This is a genomic window from Paenisporosarcina quisquiliarum, from assembly GCF_043641925.1.
Classification (GTDB): Bacteria; Bacillota; Bacilli; order Bacillales_A; family Planococcaceae; genus Paenisporosarcina; species Paenisporosarcina quisquiliarum_A.
The window spans coordinates 46,630-66,682 of record NZ_JBHZRU010000016.1 but is presented as its reverse complement, the minus strand read 5'-3'; the positions used below and the strand labels follow the sequence as shown (position 1 = coordinate 66,682).

The 20,053-nt window shown below is 36.7% G+C and carries 19 protein-coding genes, 1 pseudogene and 1 riboswitch; of the genes and pseudogenes, 1 reads left to right on the top strand and 19 read right to left on the bottom strand.

From position 1 onward, the window contains the following. Positions 1-69: 69 nt before the first annotated feature. Together ACHUE4_RS12415 and ACHUE4_RS12410 are read right to left on the bottom strand one after the other, a co-directional pair. A complete protein-coding gene (locus ACHUE4_RS12415) occupies positions 70-831 on the bottom strand; it encodes a TIGR01457 family HAD-type hydrolase (protein WP_394190486.1) in 762 nt (253 codons plus the stop codon). Further along, positions 831-1,280, bottom strand: a complete 450-nt coding sequence (locus tag ACHUE4_RS12410) for a DUF86 domain-containing protein (protein WP_394190484.1) — start codon at positions 1,278-1,280, stop codon at positions 831-833. Before ACHUE4_RS12410 ends, ACHUE4_RS12415 begins: the two co-directional genes overlap by 1 nt. A 167-nt stretch (positions 1,281-1,447) precedes the next feature. Between ACHUE4_RS12410 and tnpB the strand changes: the two genes are divergently transcribed. Beyond that, positions 1,448-2,581 carry an IS200/IS605 family element RNA-guided endonuclease TnpB gene (gene tnpB, locus ACHUE4_RS12405; RefSeq protein WP_394190482.1) on the top strand — a complete coding sequence of 378 codons (1,134 nt, stop codon included), beginning with the start codon at positions 1,448-1,450 and terminating at the stop codon, positions 2,579-2,581. A 411-nt stretch (positions 2,582-2,992) separates the two neighbouring features. On the opposite strand, the gene ACHUE4_RS12400 is transcribed toward tnpB, so the two are convergent. The 17 genes and pseudogenes from ACHUE4_RS12400 to ACHUE4_RS12320 all read right to left on the bottom strand — a co-directional run bounded on the left by ACHUE4_RS12400 (position 2,993) and on the right by ACHUE4_RS12320 (position 20,028). Continuing rightward, entirely contained in the window at positions 2,993-3,331 is a 339-nt protein-coding gene (locus tag ACHUE4_RS12400; RefSeq protein ID WP_394190480.1) for a YutD family protein, read from the bottom strand. A 14-nt stretch (positions 3,332-3,345) separates the two neighbouring features. Then, positions 3,346-4,275 (bottom strand): lipoyl synthase, encoded by a 930-nt coding sequence (lipA, locus tag ACHUE4_RS12395; protein WP_394190478.1) that lies wholly within the window; start codon positions 4,273-4,275, stop codon positions 3,346-3,348. A gap of 134 nt (positions 4,276-4,409) precedes the next feature. Further along, a complete protein-coding gene (locus ACHUE4_RS12390; protein ID WP_394190476.1) occupies positions 4,410-4,520 on the bottom strand; it encodes a methionine/alanine import family NSS transporter small subunit in 111 nt (36 codons plus the stop codon). Positions 4,521-4,532: 12 nt separating this feature from the next. Further along, positions 4,533-6,077 (bottom strand): sodium-dependent transporter, encoded by a 1,545-nt coding sequence (locus ACHUE4_RS12385; protein WP_394190474.1) that lies wholly within the window; start codon positions 6,075-6,077, stop codon positions 4,533-4,535. A gap of 191 nt (positions 6,078-6,268) precedes the next feature. Continuing rightward, complete coding sequence (locus tag ACHUE4_RS12380) at positions 6,269-7,840, bottom strand: Na+/H+ antiporter NhaC family protein (RefSeq protein WP_394190472.1); 1,572 nt, start codon at positions 7,838-7,840, stop codon at positions 6,269-6,271. 141 nt (positions 7,841-7,981) lie between these two features. After that, a riboswitch (Lysine riboswitch) is annotated at positions 7,982-8,166 on the bottom strand. A gap of 50 nt (positions 8,167-8,216) precedes the next feature. After that, entirely contained in the window at positions 8,217-8,981 is a 765-nt protein-coding gene (yunB, locus tag ACHUE4_RS12375) for a sporulation protein YunB (RefSeq protein ID WP_394190470.1), read from the bottom strand. Positions 8,982-9,036: 55 nt separating this feature from the next. Next, positions 9,037-10,128, bottom strand: a complete 1,092-nt coding sequence (locus ACHUE4_RS12370; protein ID WP_394190468.1) for an HD-GYP domain-containing protein — start codon at positions 10,126-10,128, stop codon at positions 9,037-9,039. A 30-nt stretch (positions 10,129-10,158) separates the two neighbouring features. After that, a complete protein-coding gene (locus ACHUE4_RS12365) occupies positions 10,159-11,517 on the bottom strand; it encodes a bifunctional metallophosphatase/5'-nucleotidase (protein ID WP_394190466.1) in 1,359 nt (452 codons plus the stop codon). Between the two features lie 12 nt (positions 11,518-11,529). After that, a complete protein-coding gene (locus ACHUE4_RS12360; protein WP_394190464.1) occupies positions 11,530-12,354 on the bottom strand; it encodes a sulfite exporter TauE/SafE family protein in 825 nt (274 codons plus the stop codon). Continuing rightward, positions 12,342-13,213, bottom strand: a pseudogene (locus ACHUE4_RS12355) (DUF72 domain-containing protein). The gene ACHUE4_RS12360 and the pseudogene ACHUE4_RS12355 overlap by 13 nt, the downstream one beginning before the upstream one ends. A gap of 448 nt (positions 13,214-13,661) precedes the next feature. After that, positions 13,662-15,059 carry a Fe-S cluster assembly protein SufB gene (gene sufB / locus ACHUE4_RS12350; RefSeq protein WP_394190462.1) on the bottom strand — a complete coding sequence of 466 codons (1,398 nt, stop codon included), beginning with the start codon at positions 15,057-15,059 and terminating at the stop codon, positions 13,662-13,664. A 20-nt stretch (positions 15,060-15,079) separates the two neighbouring features. Beyond that, entirely contained in the window at positions 15,080-15,523 is a 444-nt protein-coding gene (gene sufU / locus ACHUE4_RS12345; RefSeq protein WP_394190460.1) for a Fe-S cluster assembly sulfur transfer protein SufU, read from the bottom strand. Further along, positions 15,513-16,742, bottom strand: coding sequence for a cysteine desulfurase (locus ACHUE4_RS12340; protein WP_394190458.1), 1,230 nt, complete (start codon positions 16,740-16,742; stop codon positions 15,513-15,515). The genes sufU and ACHUE4_RS12340 overlap by 11 nt, the downstream gene beginning before the upstream one ends. Continuing rightward, entirely contained in the window at positions 16,742-18,046 is a 1,305-nt protein-coding gene (sufD, locus tag ACHUE4_RS12335) for a Fe-S cluster assembly protein SufD (RefSeq protein ID WP_394190456.1), read from the bottom strand. Before sufD ends, ACHUE4_RS12340 begins: the two co-directional genes overlap by 1 nt. 18 nt (positions 18,047-18,064) lie before the next feature. Next, on the bottom strand, positions 18,065-18,844 hold the full coding sequence (gene sufC / locus ACHUE4_RS12330; RefSeq protein WP_394190454.1) for a Fe-S cluster assembly ATPase SufC: 780 nt from the start codon (positions 18,842-18,844) through the stop codon (positions 18,065-18,067). Between the two features lie 326 nt (positions 18,845-19,170). After that, the gene (locus tag ACHUE4_RS12325; protein ID WP_394190452.1) at positions 19,171-19,329 is read right to left on the bottom strand and encodes a hypothetical protein; all 159 of its coding nucleotides are present in this window, start codon (positions 19,327-19,329) and stop codon (positions 19,171-19,173) included. Positions 19,330-19,503: 174 nt separating this feature from the next. Next, a complete protein-coding gene (locus ACHUE4_RS12320) occupies positions 19,504-20,028 on the bottom strand; it encodes a hypothetical protein (protein ID WP_394190450.1) in 525 nt (174 codons plus the stop codon). Positions 20,029-20,053: the final 25 nt, after the last annotated feature.

The window sequence follows — 20,053 nt, the reverse complement described above, 5'->3', positions numbered from 1 at the left end:
TTTTTTATTTACACGATACAAAATGAACATGTGAATTCTGCTACTACTTGTTAAAAAAACTAGAAACACTTATTTGAAACAAATTAGATTCTCAATACAATAGGTTGGCTGATGAAGTTTTTTTAATGCTTGTTCGGTCGTTGTTACACCTGTATTTACATGTATAGTATCAATACCAAATTGAATTCCCGCTAAAATATCAGTGTCATAATTGTCACCGATCATCACCATTTCTTCCTTCGTAAATCCGTGCTCCATTTGAATTAAATTCAGCATATGTCCCTCGGGTTTCCCGATATATATCGGTTCCACTCCTGTCGATGTTTGTACCACTGCAGTCCACGCACCATTCCCTGGCATAAGCCCACGTTCATTTGGAAAAGCACGATCACTATTCGTGGAAATAAAAACAGCACCTCTACGTACGTCTAAGCAAGCTTGAGCTATTTTTTCATACGATATTCCTCGGTCGATTCCCATTACAAAAACATCTGATGCTTCTTCCACTATTTCCATCTCGTTTTCAAGAAGGGCTTCTCTTAATCCTCTCTCTCCAATCATCGAAACGGTTTTTCCTGGATAGTGCATTCGTATATATTTCGCGGCAGCCAAAGCAGAAGTCATGATATGAGACCGTTTAGCTTGTACACCAAATCCACTCAATTTACTCAACACTTGATCAGGTGTTTGGGATGCATTATTCGTTACATAAAAAGGTTCGATTCCTTGATCTTGTAACTGATGGACGAACTGCACAGTTTCATGTATTGGCTCGTTCCCTCGATACAACGTTCCATCCAGGTCAATACAATATGCCTTATATGTCTTCATTAAGAATTCTCCGGGATGAATGCTGAAACTGGTCCAAGTTCATTTGTTAAATACAGATCAATTTTTTTCGGAAATTCATTTAATGTATTTATATTTTTGATTAAGATTTGAGCTACTAGTTGATGATCCACATTCATAAATTCACGGACAAGCATTTTTCGAAGGCTTAAAACTTCTTTTAATGATGATTCCATGTCTGCAGTAATTACCTTTTCATCCAATAAAATATCAATAATATCGTCGTAACTACCCGGATCTCTCATGATAAAACCATCAATCATTGAATTTCCAACATCAATTATCGACTCAATTATGTTTTGGGCGATTCGTTCTAATGCTAATTCCTCAACTTCACCGAGTGGGAATTTAGATGTTTTATCAATTACATTCACAATTGAATTCATATAAGTCAAAGTTGCGGTTATGTTATTTCGGTCAATAAAATACATGAAGATCCCTCACTTTATGTTTATTCGACAGAAGACTCCCACCCCAAGGAATGAAAAGGATGAAGCCTAATGCGTAGGTGGAAGATGAATGTCGGTTGGCGGTAGCCAAAACTTTCCTCACGATGATACAATAAGAACAAACATTCGTATCGTGGGAGGTGAAAATTATGTTAGTCAATAAGGCATACAAATTCCGGATCTATCCAACCAAAGAACAAGAAATCCTCATTGCTAAAACAATCGGATGTAGTCGTTTCGTATTCAATCGCTTTTTAGGGTTATGGAACGATACTTACAAAGAAACTGGCAAAGGATTAACGTACCACTCTTGTTCTGCTGAATTAACACATTTAAAAAAGGAGTTTGTATGGCTAAAAGAAGTTGATAGTATCGCCCTTCAATCCTCACTTAAAAACCTGGCTGATTCCTATTCACGATTCTTCAAGAAACAAAATAAAGCACCACGCTTCAAGTCTAAAAAGAATAATGTGCAATCCTATACAACGAAAGAAACAAATAATAATATTGCCATTGTAAACAACAAAATAAAATTACCCAAACTTGGTCTTGTTCGCTTTGCAAAAAGTCGTGCATTAGAAGGTCGGATTATTCGTGCGACTATTAGACAAAATCCTAGTGGTAAATACTTTGTATCCATTCTGGCCGAAACAGACGTGCAACCATTGGAGAAAACTGAATCATCTATTGGGATAGACTTAGGTATCACTGACTTTGCAATTTTTTCTGATGGTCGCAAGATTGACAATAATAAGTTCACATCAAAGATGGAAAAGAAACTAAAGCGTGAACAACGGAAACTTTCAAGACGTGCATTGAATGCTAAAAACAAGGGGATAAGCCTTCTTGATGCAAAAAACTATCAGAAGCAAAAGATAAAAGTCGCTAGATTGCACGAAAGAATAATGAACCAACGTGACGATTTCCTTAACAAATTAAGTACAGACATCATCAAAAACCACGATATTGTCTGTATCGAAGATTTGAATACCAAAGGAATGTTAAGCAATCATAAGTTAGCAAAATCAATCTCTGATGTATCATGGTCTGCTTTTGTATCGAAATTAGAATACAAGGCGAAATGGTATGGGAAAACCATCGTAAAAATAAGCAGATGGTTTCCGTCTAGTCAAATATGTTCCGGTTGTGGACATCAGGATGGCAAGAAATCTCTTGAAATAAGGGATTGGACGTGTACTGTTTGCCACGAACATCACAATAGAGATATAAATGCCAGCAAAAATATCCTAACCGAAGGCTTAAGAACCTTAGTTTTGGTTTAAACAAGAGAGTAGAACCGCAGGAATCTGCGGGGATAGCTTGGTCAATAAGAGAAACCTCTGTTGACAAAGAAATACGTCAATAAGTACGCTCTGTTCCCAAGAATCTCTCACTTCAATCAGACCGTAAGGTCGATAAGTGAGGGTAGTTCAAGTTGTTTCCATATATATTGTCTTTTCCATCCTATAGTACCATAATTCTTCGAAAGAAACGGAAAACTAATCAATCAATAAGTTCATTATTCTTGATCAATTGTAAGCGTTAAGAATTTTATCGACTAACACCCGATGATTCATGGCTTGCGCTCAATAAATCCGATTTTACACTGCTTCATTGGGACATAATATCATGAACGAACGTCAGATTCACTCACTTTTCTCACCACAATCGAAATCCCAAAAGAAAAACCACGATTAGGATGTTTGAGCATCCAAATCGTGGTTCTCTTCAATTTCTGGAACAACTTCACTAGGTTTTGCAGGTCCTACTTTTTTGATAATAAAATAGGCACATCCAAAGTTGCAGTATTCATATAAATAATCTTGTACCGTGCTAAATTTTGTATCATATGTAGCCTTCTGATTTTTATCATCAAAAAAGCCTTTTAAGCGAAGTTGACCATATCCCCAATCGCCTAAAATATAATCATATTTATCCAAAATTTCACTATAGCGATCTTGAATAGCTTCTTGTTGAAGGGCTTCTCGATAGTCATGTAGTACTTCGTATTCCCATCGGTCGATTGTAATCATCATACTCAACTCCATCAGTTTGTTGAAAGAGCGATTAGCTCGTCACCAATACGTTGTTTTTCTTTCGCTGCTGCATTTACTTGCTCATCTGCATGATAACTGCTTCGAACGAGTGGTCCTGCTTCGCAGTGTGAGAAACCTTTAGACATGGCAATCTTGCGTAGTTCACCGAATTCCATTGGCGAGTAATACTTTTGAACAACGAGATGTTTTTTTGAAGGCTGTAAATATTGACCGATTGTCATGATATCTACATTATTGGCACGTAGATCATCCATTACTTCAATAATTTCTTCGCGTGTTTCACCTAGTCCCACCATTAAAGATGACTTTGTAGGAATCTCAGATTGCATTTCTTTTGCACGACGTAAAAACTCTAAAGAACGATCATACTTTGCTCTAGCACGAACTCTTGGTGTTAATCGACGAACTGTTTCGATATTGTGATTTAAAATATCCGGTTTTGCATCCATAAGAGCTTGTAAATTCTCTTCGATGCCACCCATGTCTGATGGTAATACCTCAATCGTTGTAAATGGGTTTTTCCGACGAATAGCACGGACCGTTTCAGCAAATACTGCTGATCCACCATCTTTTAAGTCATCACGTGCAACTGCCGTCACCACGACATGCTTTAAATTCATAATAACAACTGAGTCTGCTACACGTTCTGGTTCTGCAAGATCTAATTCGTTTGGAAGACCCGTTTTAACAGCACAAAAGCGGCAAGCTCTCGTACAAATCGCTCCTAAAATCATGAAAGTAGCAGTACGTCTTGTACCCCAACATTCATGAATATTTGGACAGCGTGCTTCTTCACATACTGTATTTAAATTATTTTCTCTCATTAGCTTTTTCAAGCTACGATAATTGTCATTGGTATTTAATTTGATTTTCAACCACGCAGGTTTTCGTAAATGTGTTTCTTTTGTTGTCAAGCTCATCGACCCCATTCTTTATCGACTTTTACGATACAGTTACTGTTGACAATGTACCATATAACACCCGTTCTCACAACCACCTCAGTAGTTGAAAGCAAAAGAAAAAGCGCCTCTAATTTTAGAGACGCTTTACTTATTTATACTCGATTTGCTTTTGACTTTCCTACTGCATACACAATGCTAGCTGCAAGTCCGCCCCAAATGATGACGACGCCGACAATCATCATAACGATTGCACTTAATGACATTTGAAGTCCCCCTTATTCGCCATCTGCATGTTGATATGCATCAACATCCGTATTTTTGTTCCATTTCATAGCTGTGAAGATAAATCCTAAAATAATGACGCCAGCAGCAACCATCCAACCGAAGTTTAGAATGAAGATATCAGAATATCCTTCATAGTTACCGATAACCTCGCCATTTTTAGTGTGTTGTTTTAATAAGTTGAGTTTTAGTAATCCAAACATCATATAACCTAAAACTAAAGGTGTAATGAATTTCAAACAGATCTGCCACCAAGCACCTAAACGGATATCAGAAACTGCATTTGCGTGATCTTGTAGTTCTGGAAGCTTTTTAAAGAACCAAGCAATTGCTACTACTTCGATCAAACCGATTGCAGCAATACCGAATTGGTTGATGAAGTAATCCGCTACATCTAGGAAGTAAAGACCGCCATTTGTTGCAAATAAGAAGGAAATAACAGCAGCTAAACCTACACCAAATGCTACTGCTTTGTTACGTGTAATTCCGAATTTCTCAGAGAAACCAGCTACATAAGTCTCACAAATAGAAATTAGGGAAGTCAAACCAGCTAATGTAAGTGAAAGGAAGAATAATACGCCAAACAAGCCGTTCATTCCAGGGAATTCACTTATAATTTGTGGGAATACAACAAATGCTAGACCCACTCCAGCTGAAGCTACATCGCTTACTGCTACACCTTGTGATGCTGCCATAAAGCCTAAAGCCGAGAACACACCAATACCTGCAAGCAATTCAAATGCTGAGTTTGCAAAACCGGTAATAAACGCGTTATTCGTAATATCTGATTTTTTTGGAAGATAACTAGAATACGTAATCATAATAGCAAACGCAATCGATAAGCTGAAGAAAATATGTCCATAAGCAGCAACCCATACTTTTGGATTACTTAATTGCTCAAAGTTTGGTTTAAAGAATGCATCTAAACCAAGTAATGCTCCATCTAATGTTACCGCACGGATAACAACGATTAAGAAGATAACAACTAAAGTTGGGATGAAAATTTTATTTGCAAGCTCAATCCCTTTTTTAACACCTGCGAATAAGATTCCTAATGTGATTGCCCAAACTAATAATAATGGAATTGCAACACCAGCAACTAATCCGCCAGCTTGACCAGGTACATCACCTAATTCTAGTACTGTACCGAATAAGAATCCTGCAGTGTCATCGCCCCACGCTTGGTCGAATGAGTAGATTGTATATTTCATAGCCCATGCGATAATGACCGCATAATAGGTTGATATAACGAAGGAAACGAAAATCGCCCACCATCCAAGCCATTCTGCTTTTTTACCGCCTAAACGGAAAAATGATAATGGAGCTGAACCACGATACTTATGACCCATGGTGAATTCTAGGATAAGAATTGGAATACCTGCAGTTAAAAGAGCGAATAAGTACGGGATAAAGAAAGCTCCTCCACCATTTTCATAAGCAACATACGGAAAGCGCCAAATGTTTCCTAGCCCTACCGCGGAACCGACTGCGGCTAAAATAAACCCAGCTCTAGTTCCCCATTGAGAACGTTGTTCCATGTTTTTTCCCCCTTTTATTTCGCGCCCTAAATTACTATTGCAATATTAGGAAGCTTGTTTATTTTCAGATTATTTACTAATCTAAAAACAGTATACTATAGGGAATCAACTTGTCAAAGTGAATTTTCAAAAAAATACACACATATAAAAAGTAAAAGCAAGGGTAAGCACCCTTGCTTTACAAGAATTTTCTATTCAATTACATTTGTATCTTCTTTATTCATCTTCATATTTAAACCAATAAATAGTATTGCTAGAATAGCAATAACGACCCCTAATGATAACCATAATGATTCAGTAAATCCTAATACCAGATAACCAGCTGACGCAACGCCGGCTGATATTAGTGCATATGGCAATTGAGTAGTTACGTGATCAATATGATTACTTCCCGCTCCAGTTGATGACAAAATCGTAGTATCAGAAATCGGTGAACAATGATCTCCAAAAACAGATCCTGCTAAAACTGCAGCAAGTGCTGGTAGTAACATTGTTGGTTCTGCATTAATCATAATGGTTCCAGCAATCGGTAGAAGTATACCAAAAGACCCCCATGAAGTTCCTGTAGCAAATGCCATACCACCAGCTAATACAAATAGTAATACTGGAAGTAAACTAATAGGCAACTGTGAATCTGTCACGATTTTAGCTAAGTACTCACCTGTAGCCAATTCGCCAATGATGAAAGTTAATGCCCAAGCAAAAATTAAGATTAGAACTGCCGGTAACATCGACTGAAGACCACTTATAATACCTTTTCCAATAAAACCACTATTCGCTTTCTCATTTCGATTCATTTGCATAACGTATAGAAGAATTGAAACAATCGCTCCAGCTGTTCCCCCAATTAGAAGGGATTTTGGTACATCGGTATTCTCAAAAATAGCCCAGATATTAGCTTCTCCTGCGTTTGCATATCCTGTCCAAACCATCGCAGAAATCGTAACGATTACTAATGTGACGATAGGTAAAACTAAATCTCTTACCTTTCCATAATGATGCACAGGAAATTCTTCTTTTAATTGACCAGGGATATCTTTTAATGGATCAAATAATTCCCCTGTTTCTCTTGCACGTTTTTCATGTTTTTTCATCTCAAGTAAATCAAAATCTGTTATAGCTACGAAAAACACCATCGCAAGAGCAGCAATGACATAGAAATTCATTGGAGCCATTAATACGAATGCCGACAAAGGTGAATACGTAATGACAGATTGTGTTGCTAAAATCGTTCCGATTAAGCCAATTAAATAGGCTCCCCAACTTGAAACCGGTGAAACGACACAAACAGGTGCAGAAGTTGAGTCAATGAAATACGCTAACTTCGCGCGAGAAACTCGGTGATGATCAGTTATAGGTCGTGCAATTTGTCCAACAGCCAACGCATTAAAATAGTCGTCGATAAAAATAATAATACCTAAAAACGCAGTTAATAATTTGGCTCCTCGACGCGTTTTAATATGTTTGACTGCCCATTCTGCAAATGCTCGACTTCCTCCAGAAAGACTAACAAACGCTGTGATGATTCCTAATAAAAATAGGAAAAGAAGTATAAAGACATTATACGTATTTAATCCGCCATCCCAAAAAGTAATCTGGAATGATTTCCACAAAGTTGCAAGTGAATCTACAGGTGCAAATGAATGAATTAATAAAGCTCCTAACACGACACCCGCTCCAAGTGAAAGTAATACTCTTCTAGTAATGAGAACCATTACAATTGCAAGTATTGGGGGTAAAATAGAAAAAATTGTGCCTGACATAATGTTGCTTCCTCCTCCTTATGGGGGTGGACACAGAGAACGAGTAACCATACAAAAAAAGCTGACTCCATATACATTCATAAGAATGTTAGGAAGTCAGCCTCTACAAGTTGCGAATAGATTAATTAATGTACACTACCCACGATCTGTAGCTCACCATTTATAGCAATATGCTTATAAATGACAGTGTTATTCTTGTTCAGAATAACCCCAGCATATGATAATGGACATTATCATAATACTTCGGCATAACTTCCTTTTGCATACGGTCTACGTTGTCATCCTCGCGTATGTTACTCATAAGCCATGCGGCCTCTACCCATCGATATAATTTTCATTTATTATCCTATCAATATATTCGGCTATTTGCAAGAGATTACTCATCGGGAAGTTTTACTGGAACTTCGATGGAAGGTTGAACACCATCCCCTCGATTGAAAATTTGTGGCACTTGACCTTGAATTAACCCCATAGCGACGGGAATACGCTGTTCCACTACAGTTGTCTTGGTTGCTAAAGGAACGATTACTTGAACATTAACTTTAATTAAAATACTAACTTCTACATACGCATTATTAATACCAAATTCTCTAATGATTGGATCCACGTTCGACTTTACATTCCCAATCACATGAAATCGTATCGGTATTTTGGGTCCTAAATTACCGAGTAAAGGAATATTTGTCGCTTGGCCAATAGGAACAAAAAAGACGATTCCACCTTGATCTTCCATAGCCTCGGTATCATATTCAATATCATCTAGGTAAGGAAGATGGTCTAAATTCCCTTCCTCAGCCTGTTCTAAATGCGTTTGTACTAAATTGGTCGTATCCGCTAACACGCGATTAATAATTTCTGTATTAAATTTAGTGGTCACCATATTAGATTGATCAGATGGTACATGTTCAATAATATCGTTTACGTCTAAAACATTTGAGATACGCGTGTTAATTGCTTTACTAATTACTAATGAGGCTATTTTCGTTGATTGCACTTCTGCATACTGTAGGTAGGTTGGGGTTAAACGTACGTTCACGACATAAAACAATGCAGCCACGGACAAAATAATACACAACAGAATGATTGGTAACAGATTTTGTCTTTTCTTGCTTGATTTATTCGTTACTTTTGGTAGTTTCAAACAAAAATCCTCCTTCTCTATGGTACGAGAAATAGGAGGATTTTATGTCATCATTTTAATTAAAATCGAGTTCCACTTTGTCGATAACTAGCTCATTATTATGTAATAAGTCAAGTTCATAGGTCGCATTTAATAACTCACCGTCTTCCTCAAAAATTCTAACCCATGGACGTGTAGGCATATGCATGTTTTGTTTAGAAATAATGCCACGACTACCATTTGACAGAACAACGGTTGTCCCATTCGGGTAATGCGCAATAATTTGACTAAAGGCTTGAACTACTTTTGCATCGTACAATGAGCCCTTCCCAGCTTCTAAAATAGCGATTGCTTGTGACGGGAGCATTTTCATTTTATAGACACGGTTCGAGGTTACCGCATCAAATACATCTGCAACAGCGATAATTTTGGCATAAGGATGAATTTCAAAATCGATCAACCCTCTCGGATAACCACTTCCATCCAATCTCTCATGATGTTGGAAAGCACAATGAGCTATCAACAATGAGATGGAGTGAACATTCCTTAACACATCAAAACCTGCTGTTGTGTGCTTTCGAATTTCACTGAACTCTTCTTCTGAAAGTCGTCCTGGCTTTAATAGAATGTCTTGAGGAACCAACATTTTTCCAACGTCATGCAATAGTGCTCCTAAAGCGATTTGTCGAATTTCTTCGACTGAATAGTTCATTTCTTTTGCAACTGCGATAGCATAAGTGCTGACTTGAAATGAATGTTGATAAATATAGTTATCATACATGAAAACATCGCCGATGATCGTTAAAACATCTTCATTCGATAAAATGTTACTTAATAGATCATCTATAATCGAGTAAAGAGCTTTTGACTGTTGATCTATAAAAAAGGAAGCTTCGCCTTTTTTTGCTCCTTGAATAGCTTTGAACGTTTGGGTTATTTCTGTAACGGCTCGTTTCCTTACCTCAATGGGTACCGTATCAAGAGATTCAATGTTTCTTGATATGGCATCTTGAATATATACATATGGAACATTTAAATCAATTAACCGTTCGATGATTCGACCGGTAACCTCCACATTTTCTTGCAGTAAAGGATGACCAGCTTCATTCCAAATCGTCCGCCCAATAATCATTCCTTCTGTTAATGTCTTGATTGATATTAATCTCATGGTTCTCTCCACTTCGTGTAAATCCCAGAATTATTTTTGTTTTTTTCCATACCAAATGAAAACGTCTCGCAGAAAATCTGGCATAAAGTAGGTTTTTTTAGCCTCTTTTAAACTCGGGAAAAAGTAACCGAATGTAAACATATCTAAAGTTGCCAATCTGATTAACTTATTTGGATTTACAAGTTCGTTCTTAATGTACAATTCATTGTCTACAATTTTCATGTTATAAGCAATCATTTTCCCCATGATTGATCCTCTAAATCCAAGACCCTTAATCTCCAGATTAGGCCACTCATGGTTTAAAGACTTATGATATAGATCGAGTAACTCTACATACGTAAGTTCGATTACACACGGATTGATCGGATGAGGTAGTATTTGGTGTACGTGTAAAGAGGAGACATCTCCACTTTTTAAATCATCGAGAAATATTCCCGCATTGAAAAGGGCACAATCTGCATCACAATAACTCACCATTGCCTCTCCAAAATAAGAGGACAATGCTGATTCTTGGAACCATTCTTTTTCTAACGTTTCCTTTTGATAAAATTCAATGGTTTTCATCTTTTCTTTTCCGATTCGTTCAAGTTCAGACACTTTTTGAAGTTCATTTTGAACTATTGGCAATTCATTCGCATCGTAAAGAATAGCCTTTTTGTTTCGAATTTCATTTGTAATTAAATCATAATCGACTGTAACTTGACCAACAAATTGACCAAATTTACCTGCTGCCGCTAGTAACACGTTATTCACTATTTTCCCATCGTGCAATACATGATGGGTATGAGCACCAAATATAACATCTATTTCAGGGAATTGAGCAGCCATTTTTTCATCTTCATGTATACCTAAATGAGATAAACAAATAACGATGTCTACATCTTGAGTTAATTGTTCTAGAGACTTTTGTATAGCTTCAAAAGCAGATGTTACTTTCCAGCCTAAACGCTCGTAAAAAGATGAAAATTCCGCTGTTACAGCGATAATTCCGATTTTTGTCCCCTTCGATGTTTGCTTTACAACATAAGGTTTTACCCAATTTGGTCGTTTGCCATTTTCATCGAATAAATTACCTATCACAACATCAAAATGAGCATCCTCATAGAGGGTATCAAGGTCATCGTGAGACAAAGTAATCCCTTCGTTGTTGCCAATGGTTACAACATCATATTGTGCCTGATTTAAAAGCTGTGTATTTCCTTTTCCAAGCGTACCTTCAGTGTAAATATGAGACCTGTCAATATGATCACCGATATCAAATGCAAAGCTAGAGTCACCTTCCTCTTGATGCCATTTTTTCCGTGAAGTCAACAAATCGTCAATTCTCGGCCAATGTTGAAAATGACTATGCAAATCATTCGTATGATAAAAATGGATGGTTTCTAGCATTCATTAATCTCCTTACCCGAGTAATCCAGCTACAATTGAACGAATTCCTAGTAATAATAAAATAATTCGAAGGGCGAACACTAATGTTTCCGATTTTATTTTTTGATTTAAGTAAGCACCAATCTTAGCACCTATATAGGCTGCTGGAATAACCGGTATAGTATATAACCAAGGTACATTCCCTAACGAGATATGGCTAACAGAATTGACTATGGCTGATAGAAAGACCATAAACATCGATGTACCAACCGCCACATGAGGCGGGAATAAGAATAACAAAATCATTGCCGGAACAAGAATTGACCCTCCGCCTATCCCGAATAAGCCTGAAGCAAATCCAACTCCGAAGGTAAGTAAAAGTGCAAACCATATAGGATAGCCATATACAAAAGTGTTTCCTTGTGGATCGATAAATGTTTTTTTCTTACTGTTATCAACAAATATATGTATAGGTTTTAAATATTTTCGTACGAGTAATAATGTAGCTAATAAAATTAATAGTATGCCAAAATATAAATTGAAGGATGGCAGATCCAATCCTTTATTCACAATAGCACCAAGAATTGTACCTGGAACACTACCTATGAAGAATATGAGTCCACTCCGATAATCCACGGTCTTTGACTTCATATAGGACAACGTAGAGGCAAGTCCAGTGAAAATCATCATAATTACAGACAGTCCCACTACATTTTGTGGTGTAATACCGGGAATTAAACCTAAGGACCCTCCAAAAAAAAGTGTTGCAGGTACTAAAATAACCCCTCCACCTAATCCGACTAATGCACCGACTACCCCAGAGAGCAAACCGATGATTGCTAAAATTATATATTCCATTCTGACTCTCCTCCAAATATGTCTAATTGCTTAGGGTTTAAACCTTCATATTGAATATGTAACTTTTTCATGACTTGTTTTGCATTATTAGCAGCATGTCCACCCGAATTATTATTGAATAGAACCGTGACTTGTTTGGATTGTATAGATAAGTGATGAATGACTTGAACAATTTCGTCTAATTCCGCTTCATTGTAATCATACAAATACCTAATTTCTCGCCATTTTTGTGCATCTCCTGGATTTCGCCAACCATGCACATTGCGACCATGAAGACGAAATAAAGTATGATCCTTACGACTGGCTACTGGCACTAACGGAATACTTCCTTGACCAGATTGTGGTTCATCACAAACCGAATGAATAAATTCATATTCTGTTAAAAACTCAATGGTTTTCTGCCTATATTGCGGCTCATACCAAGATTGATGTCTAAATTCAATGGCGACAGGCATGTCCAAAAATGACTCTTTAAGCATTTTTATGTAGTCCACATTGCCTTTAATACATTCAAACCATGGTGGGAATTGTACAAGAATCATACTCAATTTTTCCGCTTCGATTAAAGGAATTAAGGAATCCTTATAACGGGTTATCATTCTTCTGTTGATTGAAATGGAGATTCCCCTCTTAAATGACCTGTAATGCCTTGATAAGCTTTAACAATAAATTTAAAATCTTGTGGAGTTTCATTAATCCATTTTCTCATATTGCGTTCTGGTTGAACGGCATAGAAGGCAGCATCAAGTTCCACTACTGGAAAGTGTGCACTATAATCCATTAGCTTTTCATGAGATTTGGTTTCTGGTCGATAAACATCGGGATGATCTCCCCATCCTGTTAACCCGATATGGATCATTTTCACTCACACTCCATTTGTCACTTATCATATCACATTCATTTAAAAAACTTGAAAACACAGCTTTTTAGATAATTAAAATAAGTTCTTTAGTTGTAAAGAATTCGAGGACATTTTGTGTTTGATAGCCTATTTTAATGTAAGTTTAATAAAAAAGACATTCAAGATGTGATTAATCGATTAGATATCTATTAGTTAACTAGCTAATGAGACGCGTTTGATTGATAAAACATGAGTTTTGATTGATAAATCGTCAATTTGATTGATAAATCTCCAATCTGATTGATAAACCCTCCATTTTGATTGATAAATGTTCAAAAGTAACTCAACTCTAAAAAATCTGTCTCATACAGGTGAGATTTCTTTTCTCGGAAGTCATTTTTCTTCAATAGATTATTAATTAAACAAGAAAACCCCGCCAAATGGCGAGGTTTAAGGTATTCGAAGGTTAGCCGATTGAGCCTTCCATTTCGAATTTAATTAGTCGGTTCATTTCTACCGCATATTCCATCGGTAATTCTTTTGTGAATGGTTCGATGAAGCCCATAACAATCATTTCTGTCGCTTCTTCTTCAGAGATTCCTCTGCTCATTAAGTAGAACAATTGCTCTTCAGAAACTTTAGAAACTTTTGCTTCATGCTCTAACGAAACATTGTCATTTAAAATTTCGTTATATGGAATCGTATCAGAAGTCGATTGATTATCCATAATCAACGTATCACATTCAATATTTGAACGTGCACCTGAAGCTTTAGGTCCAAAACGAACAATCCCACGGTAAGTAACCTTACCACCTTGTTTAGAGATTGATTTAGAAATAATTGTTGAAGATGTATTTGGTGCTAAGTGAATCATTTTAGCTCCAGCATCTTGGTGTTGCCCTTTACCTGCAAGCGCAATAGATAATGTCATCCCACGAGAACCTTCACCTTTTAAGATGACCGCCGGATATTTCATTGTTAACTTAGAACCAATGTTTCCATCAATCCATTCCATTGTTGCATTTTCTTCACATACTGCACGTTTCGTTACTAGGTTATAAACGTTATTTGCCCAGTTTTGAATCGTTGTATAACGGCAATATGCATCTTTTTTAATGATAATTTCAACTACCGCACTGTGAAGTGAGTTCGTTGTATAAACAGGTGCCGTACAACCTTCTACATAGTGAACTGATGCGCCTTCGTCAACAATAATTAACGTACGTTCGAATTGACCCATGTTTTCTGAGTTAATACGGAAATACGCTTGTAATGGCGTATCTACTTTAATACCCGGTGGTACATAAATAAATGATCCACCTGACCAAACTGCTGAGTTTAGTGCAGCGAATTTGTTGTCAGTATTAGGAATTACAGTAGCCCAATGCTTTTTAAACAATTCTTCATTTTCAAGAAGAGCAGACCCTGTATCTTTAAAGATAATCCCCATATCTTCTAATTCTTTTTTCATATTGTGATAAACAACTTCAGATTCATATTGAGCAGATACACCAGCTAAATATTTTTGTTCTGCTTCAGGAATTCCAAGTTTATCAAAAGTACGTTTAATTTCTTCAGGAACTTCATCCCAAGAAGTTTGTGTCATTTCAGATGGTTTTACGTAGTACGTAATTTCATCGAAATTCAAAGATGACATATCGCCACCCCATTGTGGCATTGGTTTAGAGTAGAAAATCTCTAAAGATTTTAAACGATAATCCAACATCCATTGTGGTTCTTCTTTCATATTTGAAATCGTTTGAACGATTTCACGTGTAAGACCACGTTTTGAACGGAATACAGATACATCCTTATCGTGGAAACCGTATTTATAATCGCCGATTTCAGGCATTTTTTTTGCCATCGTCTTTTCCTCCGTTCTGTTTATGATTGCGTTTCGTCGTTCGATACGCCTTTTTCCATCGCTTTCCATGCTAAAGTTGCACATTTAATACGCGCAGGAAATTTAGCTACTCCGGATAAAGCTTCGATATCGCCTAAATCGATCGAATCGTCGTATTCTTTCCCTAACATCATGTCTGAGAATATAGTTGAAAGTTTTAATGCTTCATCTATGCTCTTTCCTTTGACTGCTTGTGTCATCATAGAGGCTGATGACATAGAAATCGAACATCCTTCACCATCAAACTTTGCATTTTCTACAAGTCCGTTTTCAACTTGTAGTGTTAAATGTATACGATCCCCACAAGTAGGGTTATTCATATCAATTGTCACACTTCCATCCTCAAGTGTTCCTTTATTACGAGGATTTTTGTAATGGTCCATGATGACTGTTCGATAAAGCTGATCTAAATTATTAAAAGACATCGTTAAAATACTCCTTTGCAGTGTTCAATCCTTTGACAAGTAGGTCAATATCTTCTTCTGAATTGTACACATAGAAACTGGCACGAGCTGTAGCACTTACTTGCAACCACTTCATAAGTGGTTGTGCGCAATGATGACCAGCACGAACTGCAATTCCACGCATATCTAATACAGTAGCTACGTCATGAGGATGAACATCATTTAAGTTAAATGTAACGAGTCCTGCTCTTTTTTGAGGATCTTTTGGTCCGTAAATTGTTAAACCATCAATGGTGGACATTCTATCCATTGCATATGCTGCCAAATGATGTTCGTGTTTTTCAATTTCATCTAAACCAATCTCTTCAAGGAAATCAATAGCTGCTGCTAATCCAACTGCACCCGCAATTATTGGTGTTCCTCCTTCAAATTTCCACGGAAGTTCTTTCCATGTGGAGTCATATAGATCAACAAAATCAATCATTTCTCCACCAAACTCAATAGGCTCCATTACTTCTAATAAATCCTTCTTGCCATATAAAACGCCAATCCCAGTAGGACCACACATTTTATGTCCTGAAAATGCAAAGAAGTCACAATCCAAATCTTGAACATCAATTTTCATATGAGGTGCAGCTTGAGCACCATCAACTACCATAATGGCACCATGCTCGTGAGCAATCTGTGCGATTTCTTTAATAGGATTCATTGTCCCCAGAACATTAGATACGTACATAATGGATACAATTTTGGTCTTTTCAGTAATGGTTTCTCTCACTTTTTCAAGTGATAAGGTCCCATCTTCTTCAAGATCCACATACTTAAGAATTGCACCCTTTGCCTTCGCTAACTGTTGCCATGGGATAATATTTGAATGGTGTTCCATATACGTGATGACAATTTCGTCACCTTCTTCAACATTTGCTCCACCATAACTTTGAGCGACTGTATTAATAGCTGTCGTTGTACCACGCATGAAAATTATTTCTTCCGTAGACTTTGCAGAAATGAATTTTCGCACCTTTTCACGTGCTCCTTCATAACTTTCCGTCGCACGGTTTCCAAGCGTATGCACACCGCGATGTACATTTGAATTGTCTAATTCATAGTACTTACTCAAAGCTTCAATTACTTGAATTGGTTTTTGTGAAGTTGCCGCACTGTCTAAATAGACTAAAGGATGTCCATTTACTTCTTGATTTAATATCGGAAAATAGCTTCGAATGTCTTTACTGATCATTATCGCACTTTCCTTTCAATAACCTCCGTCAGCTGTTTTTTAACGCCTTCGATAGGCAAAATACTAACAACCGGTGCAAGGAAACCATGAATTACTAAACGCTCTGCATTTTGTTTTGAAATACCACGACTCATTAAGTAATAAAGTTGTAGTGGATCCACTCTACCAACAGAAGCAGCATGACCTGCAGTTACATCATCTTCATCAATTAATAAGATTGGATTAGCATCTCCGCGTGCTTTTTCATTTAACATTAAAACACGTGATTCTTGCTCAGCATTCGATTTTGTAGCACCATGCTCGATCTTTCCAATTCCATTAAAGATAGAAGAAGCTTCATCCTTCATAACTCCATGCTTAAGGATATAGCCTTCTGAATGTTTACCCCAATGAATAACTTTGGTTGTAAAGTTTTGTTTTTGCTTGCCGCGACCAACTACAACCGTTTTGGTATCACCATATGAAGCATCACCAACTAAATGAGTAACGTTTTCTGAAATTGTATCTCCGTCATTCATTAATCCTAATGCCCATTCAATACGAGAATTACGATTTGCAACACCGCGTCTGTTCACATACGTTGTAATCCCTTTATCTAATACATCAACTGCACCATAAGTTACAGAAGCATTATCTTCAGCAAATACTTCTGAAATAATGTTCACGATTCCAGATGCATTTTCTACCGTTGAAAGATAGTTTTCTACATAAGTTACCGAGCTATTCGTATCAGCCACAACAATTGTATGGTTGAATAAAGATGTTTGAGCGTCATCAAGCATGAAAACAGCTTGAAGTGGCTCTTCTAAAACCACATTTTTGGGAACATATACAAATACACCACCATTTAAAAGTGCTGCATTTAAACTTGTAAGCTTATGCTCATCAACTTTAACACCATTTGTCATGAAGTACTTTTTAACAAGGTCTTCATGATCACGAATAGCTGTTTGAATATCAGTAAAAATAACACCTTTTAATTTTAATTCATCCGAAACTTGGATAAATGCAGGTGTATTATTGCGTTGAATATAAACACTTTGTTGACCTTCAGTAACAATGGATTTCACTTCTTCTGGCAATTCAGCTAATGAAGAAAAGGTTGCACTCTCAACCGAGTGAACTGGGAATTCAGTAAAATTCCATTTGTCTATTTTTGTTTTATCTGGCGTAGGCATCGGCAAATTCTCAGCCGCGCCTAGAGCACGAATACGGTATTCCGCAAACCAATTTGGTTCTTGTGTTGCAACAGAATAGGAGCGTACATCTTGCTCGGTTAATGCCAATTTCGTTTCAACCGTCATGCTGTTCGTCTCCCTTCCTTACGCTTCTTGACCTACAGTTTCGTCTTCAATTCCAAGTTCATCCTTAATCCAGTCATAACCTTGAGCTTCTAATTTATGAGCTAGCTCTGGTCCACCAGATTTAACTACTTTACCTTGCATCATGACATGAACATGATCAGGCGTGATGTAGTTAAGAAGACGTTGGTAATGAGTAATGATTAAACACCCAAAACCTTCTCCACGCATTTCATTAATACCATTTGAAACAACTTTCAATGCATCTATATCTAATCCAGAATCGATTTCATCTAAAACAGCGAATTTTGGTTGAATCATCATCATTTGAAGAATTTCGTTACGTTTCTTTTCTCCACCTGAGAATCCTTCGTTTAAATAACGCTGTGCCATGTCTTGATCCATTTCAAGGAACTCCATCTTTTTATCTAGATCACGGATGAATTTCATGATAGAAATTTCATCGCCTTCTTCACGACGAGCATTAATTGCTGAACGTAGGAAATCGGCATTCGTCACCCCAGTAATTTCGCTTGGGTATTGCATAGCTAAAAACAAACCAGCTTGTGCACGCTCGTCAACTTCCATTTCTAACACATCTTCCCCGTCTAAATGAACTGAACCAGATGTTACTTCATATTTAGGATGACCCATGATTGCAGATGCTAATGTTGATTTACCAGTACCATTAGGTCCCATAATTGCATGTATTTCATTTGTATTAATTGTTAGATTTACCCCTTTAAGAATCTCCTTGCCATCAATGGCTACATGAAGATCTTGAATAACTAAAGTCGACATTTTACTACCTCCAAGTGTATAAATGAATGAAAAAACCATTCTTAATTTATTATCATTCTAATCTTAACTGAAATTTAGAGCCCATGCAAATCTTTTAAACCCTAATAAAAATACTAAGTATAAGGTTTAAAAGTAAGAATTTCACTAGAATTAGCACGTTTTCAGAACTCATTTTTAATTTCAAGGTCATTTTCATTAAATCATTTCTAATTGAGAACAGATTTCAATTCTTTTTCTCGTTTTTACGACAATCATAAACAGATATCTATTTTGGATTTGTTCAAAAAAAGCCAGTGAACTAAGTTCACTGGCTTTAACATTATGATTTATAAATCACGGTGTACTTGTCTTTCTAATCGAGCCACTACTTGTTGACCTAATTGATAGTCACGATCACGATTCATTTCGACACGCATACGTAATTCAGCATTATTTTGATAATCAACATAACCAATTCCGTGAGTGCTTCTAAAAGCTTGATCCATTCTCTCGGTAAACGTGAAGTCTAGTGATTGGATAGTAAATCATTCCTTTCAAATTTTCAACTTTTTTTGTAGTTGTTTTCTTTCACATTAGTATGTATACCCAAGCAAAACGTTACTAAACATTTATTTTATATAAAATAAAAAGTTGCCCGATTGCTCGGACAACTTTTCTTATTAAAGTGATACTTCTTTTAAAATACTTGAAGGTGCTAATTCAGCTTCTTCTAAAAGTACATTTAGTTCAGCATCTGCTTCTTCAAATTTTGCGTTTGCTTCATCTAATACAACTTCTCCTTCAGAAGCTAATGCTTCTGATTTCATTGTATAAGATTCTTGCATTTTCGTTAATGCGCTAGCAATTTCTTTTTCTTGTTCAGAAAGTGTTGCTGGAATTTCGATTGATTGAACTGCTGCAAGTGTTTCGTTAGCAGATGTTTTTGCAGCTGCTTTCATAGCTGTTAATTCTTCGCCTTCAGGTAAAGCGTCTTTACCTTGAGCAAGTTCGAATGCATTCAAATCAGCATCCGCTTGATTGATTGTTTGTGAAATTGATAAGTAAAATTTCATGAAATCAATTGTGGTATCTGTTTTTTCTTCTTTTGGTGAAGCATTTGTAGTTGTTGTAGCTTCGTCCTCATTAGATCCACATGCAGCAAGAATCATTGAAGTTGCAGCAAGTAATAAAAGTAGTTTTTTCATAATATACCGTCTCCTTTAATATCGT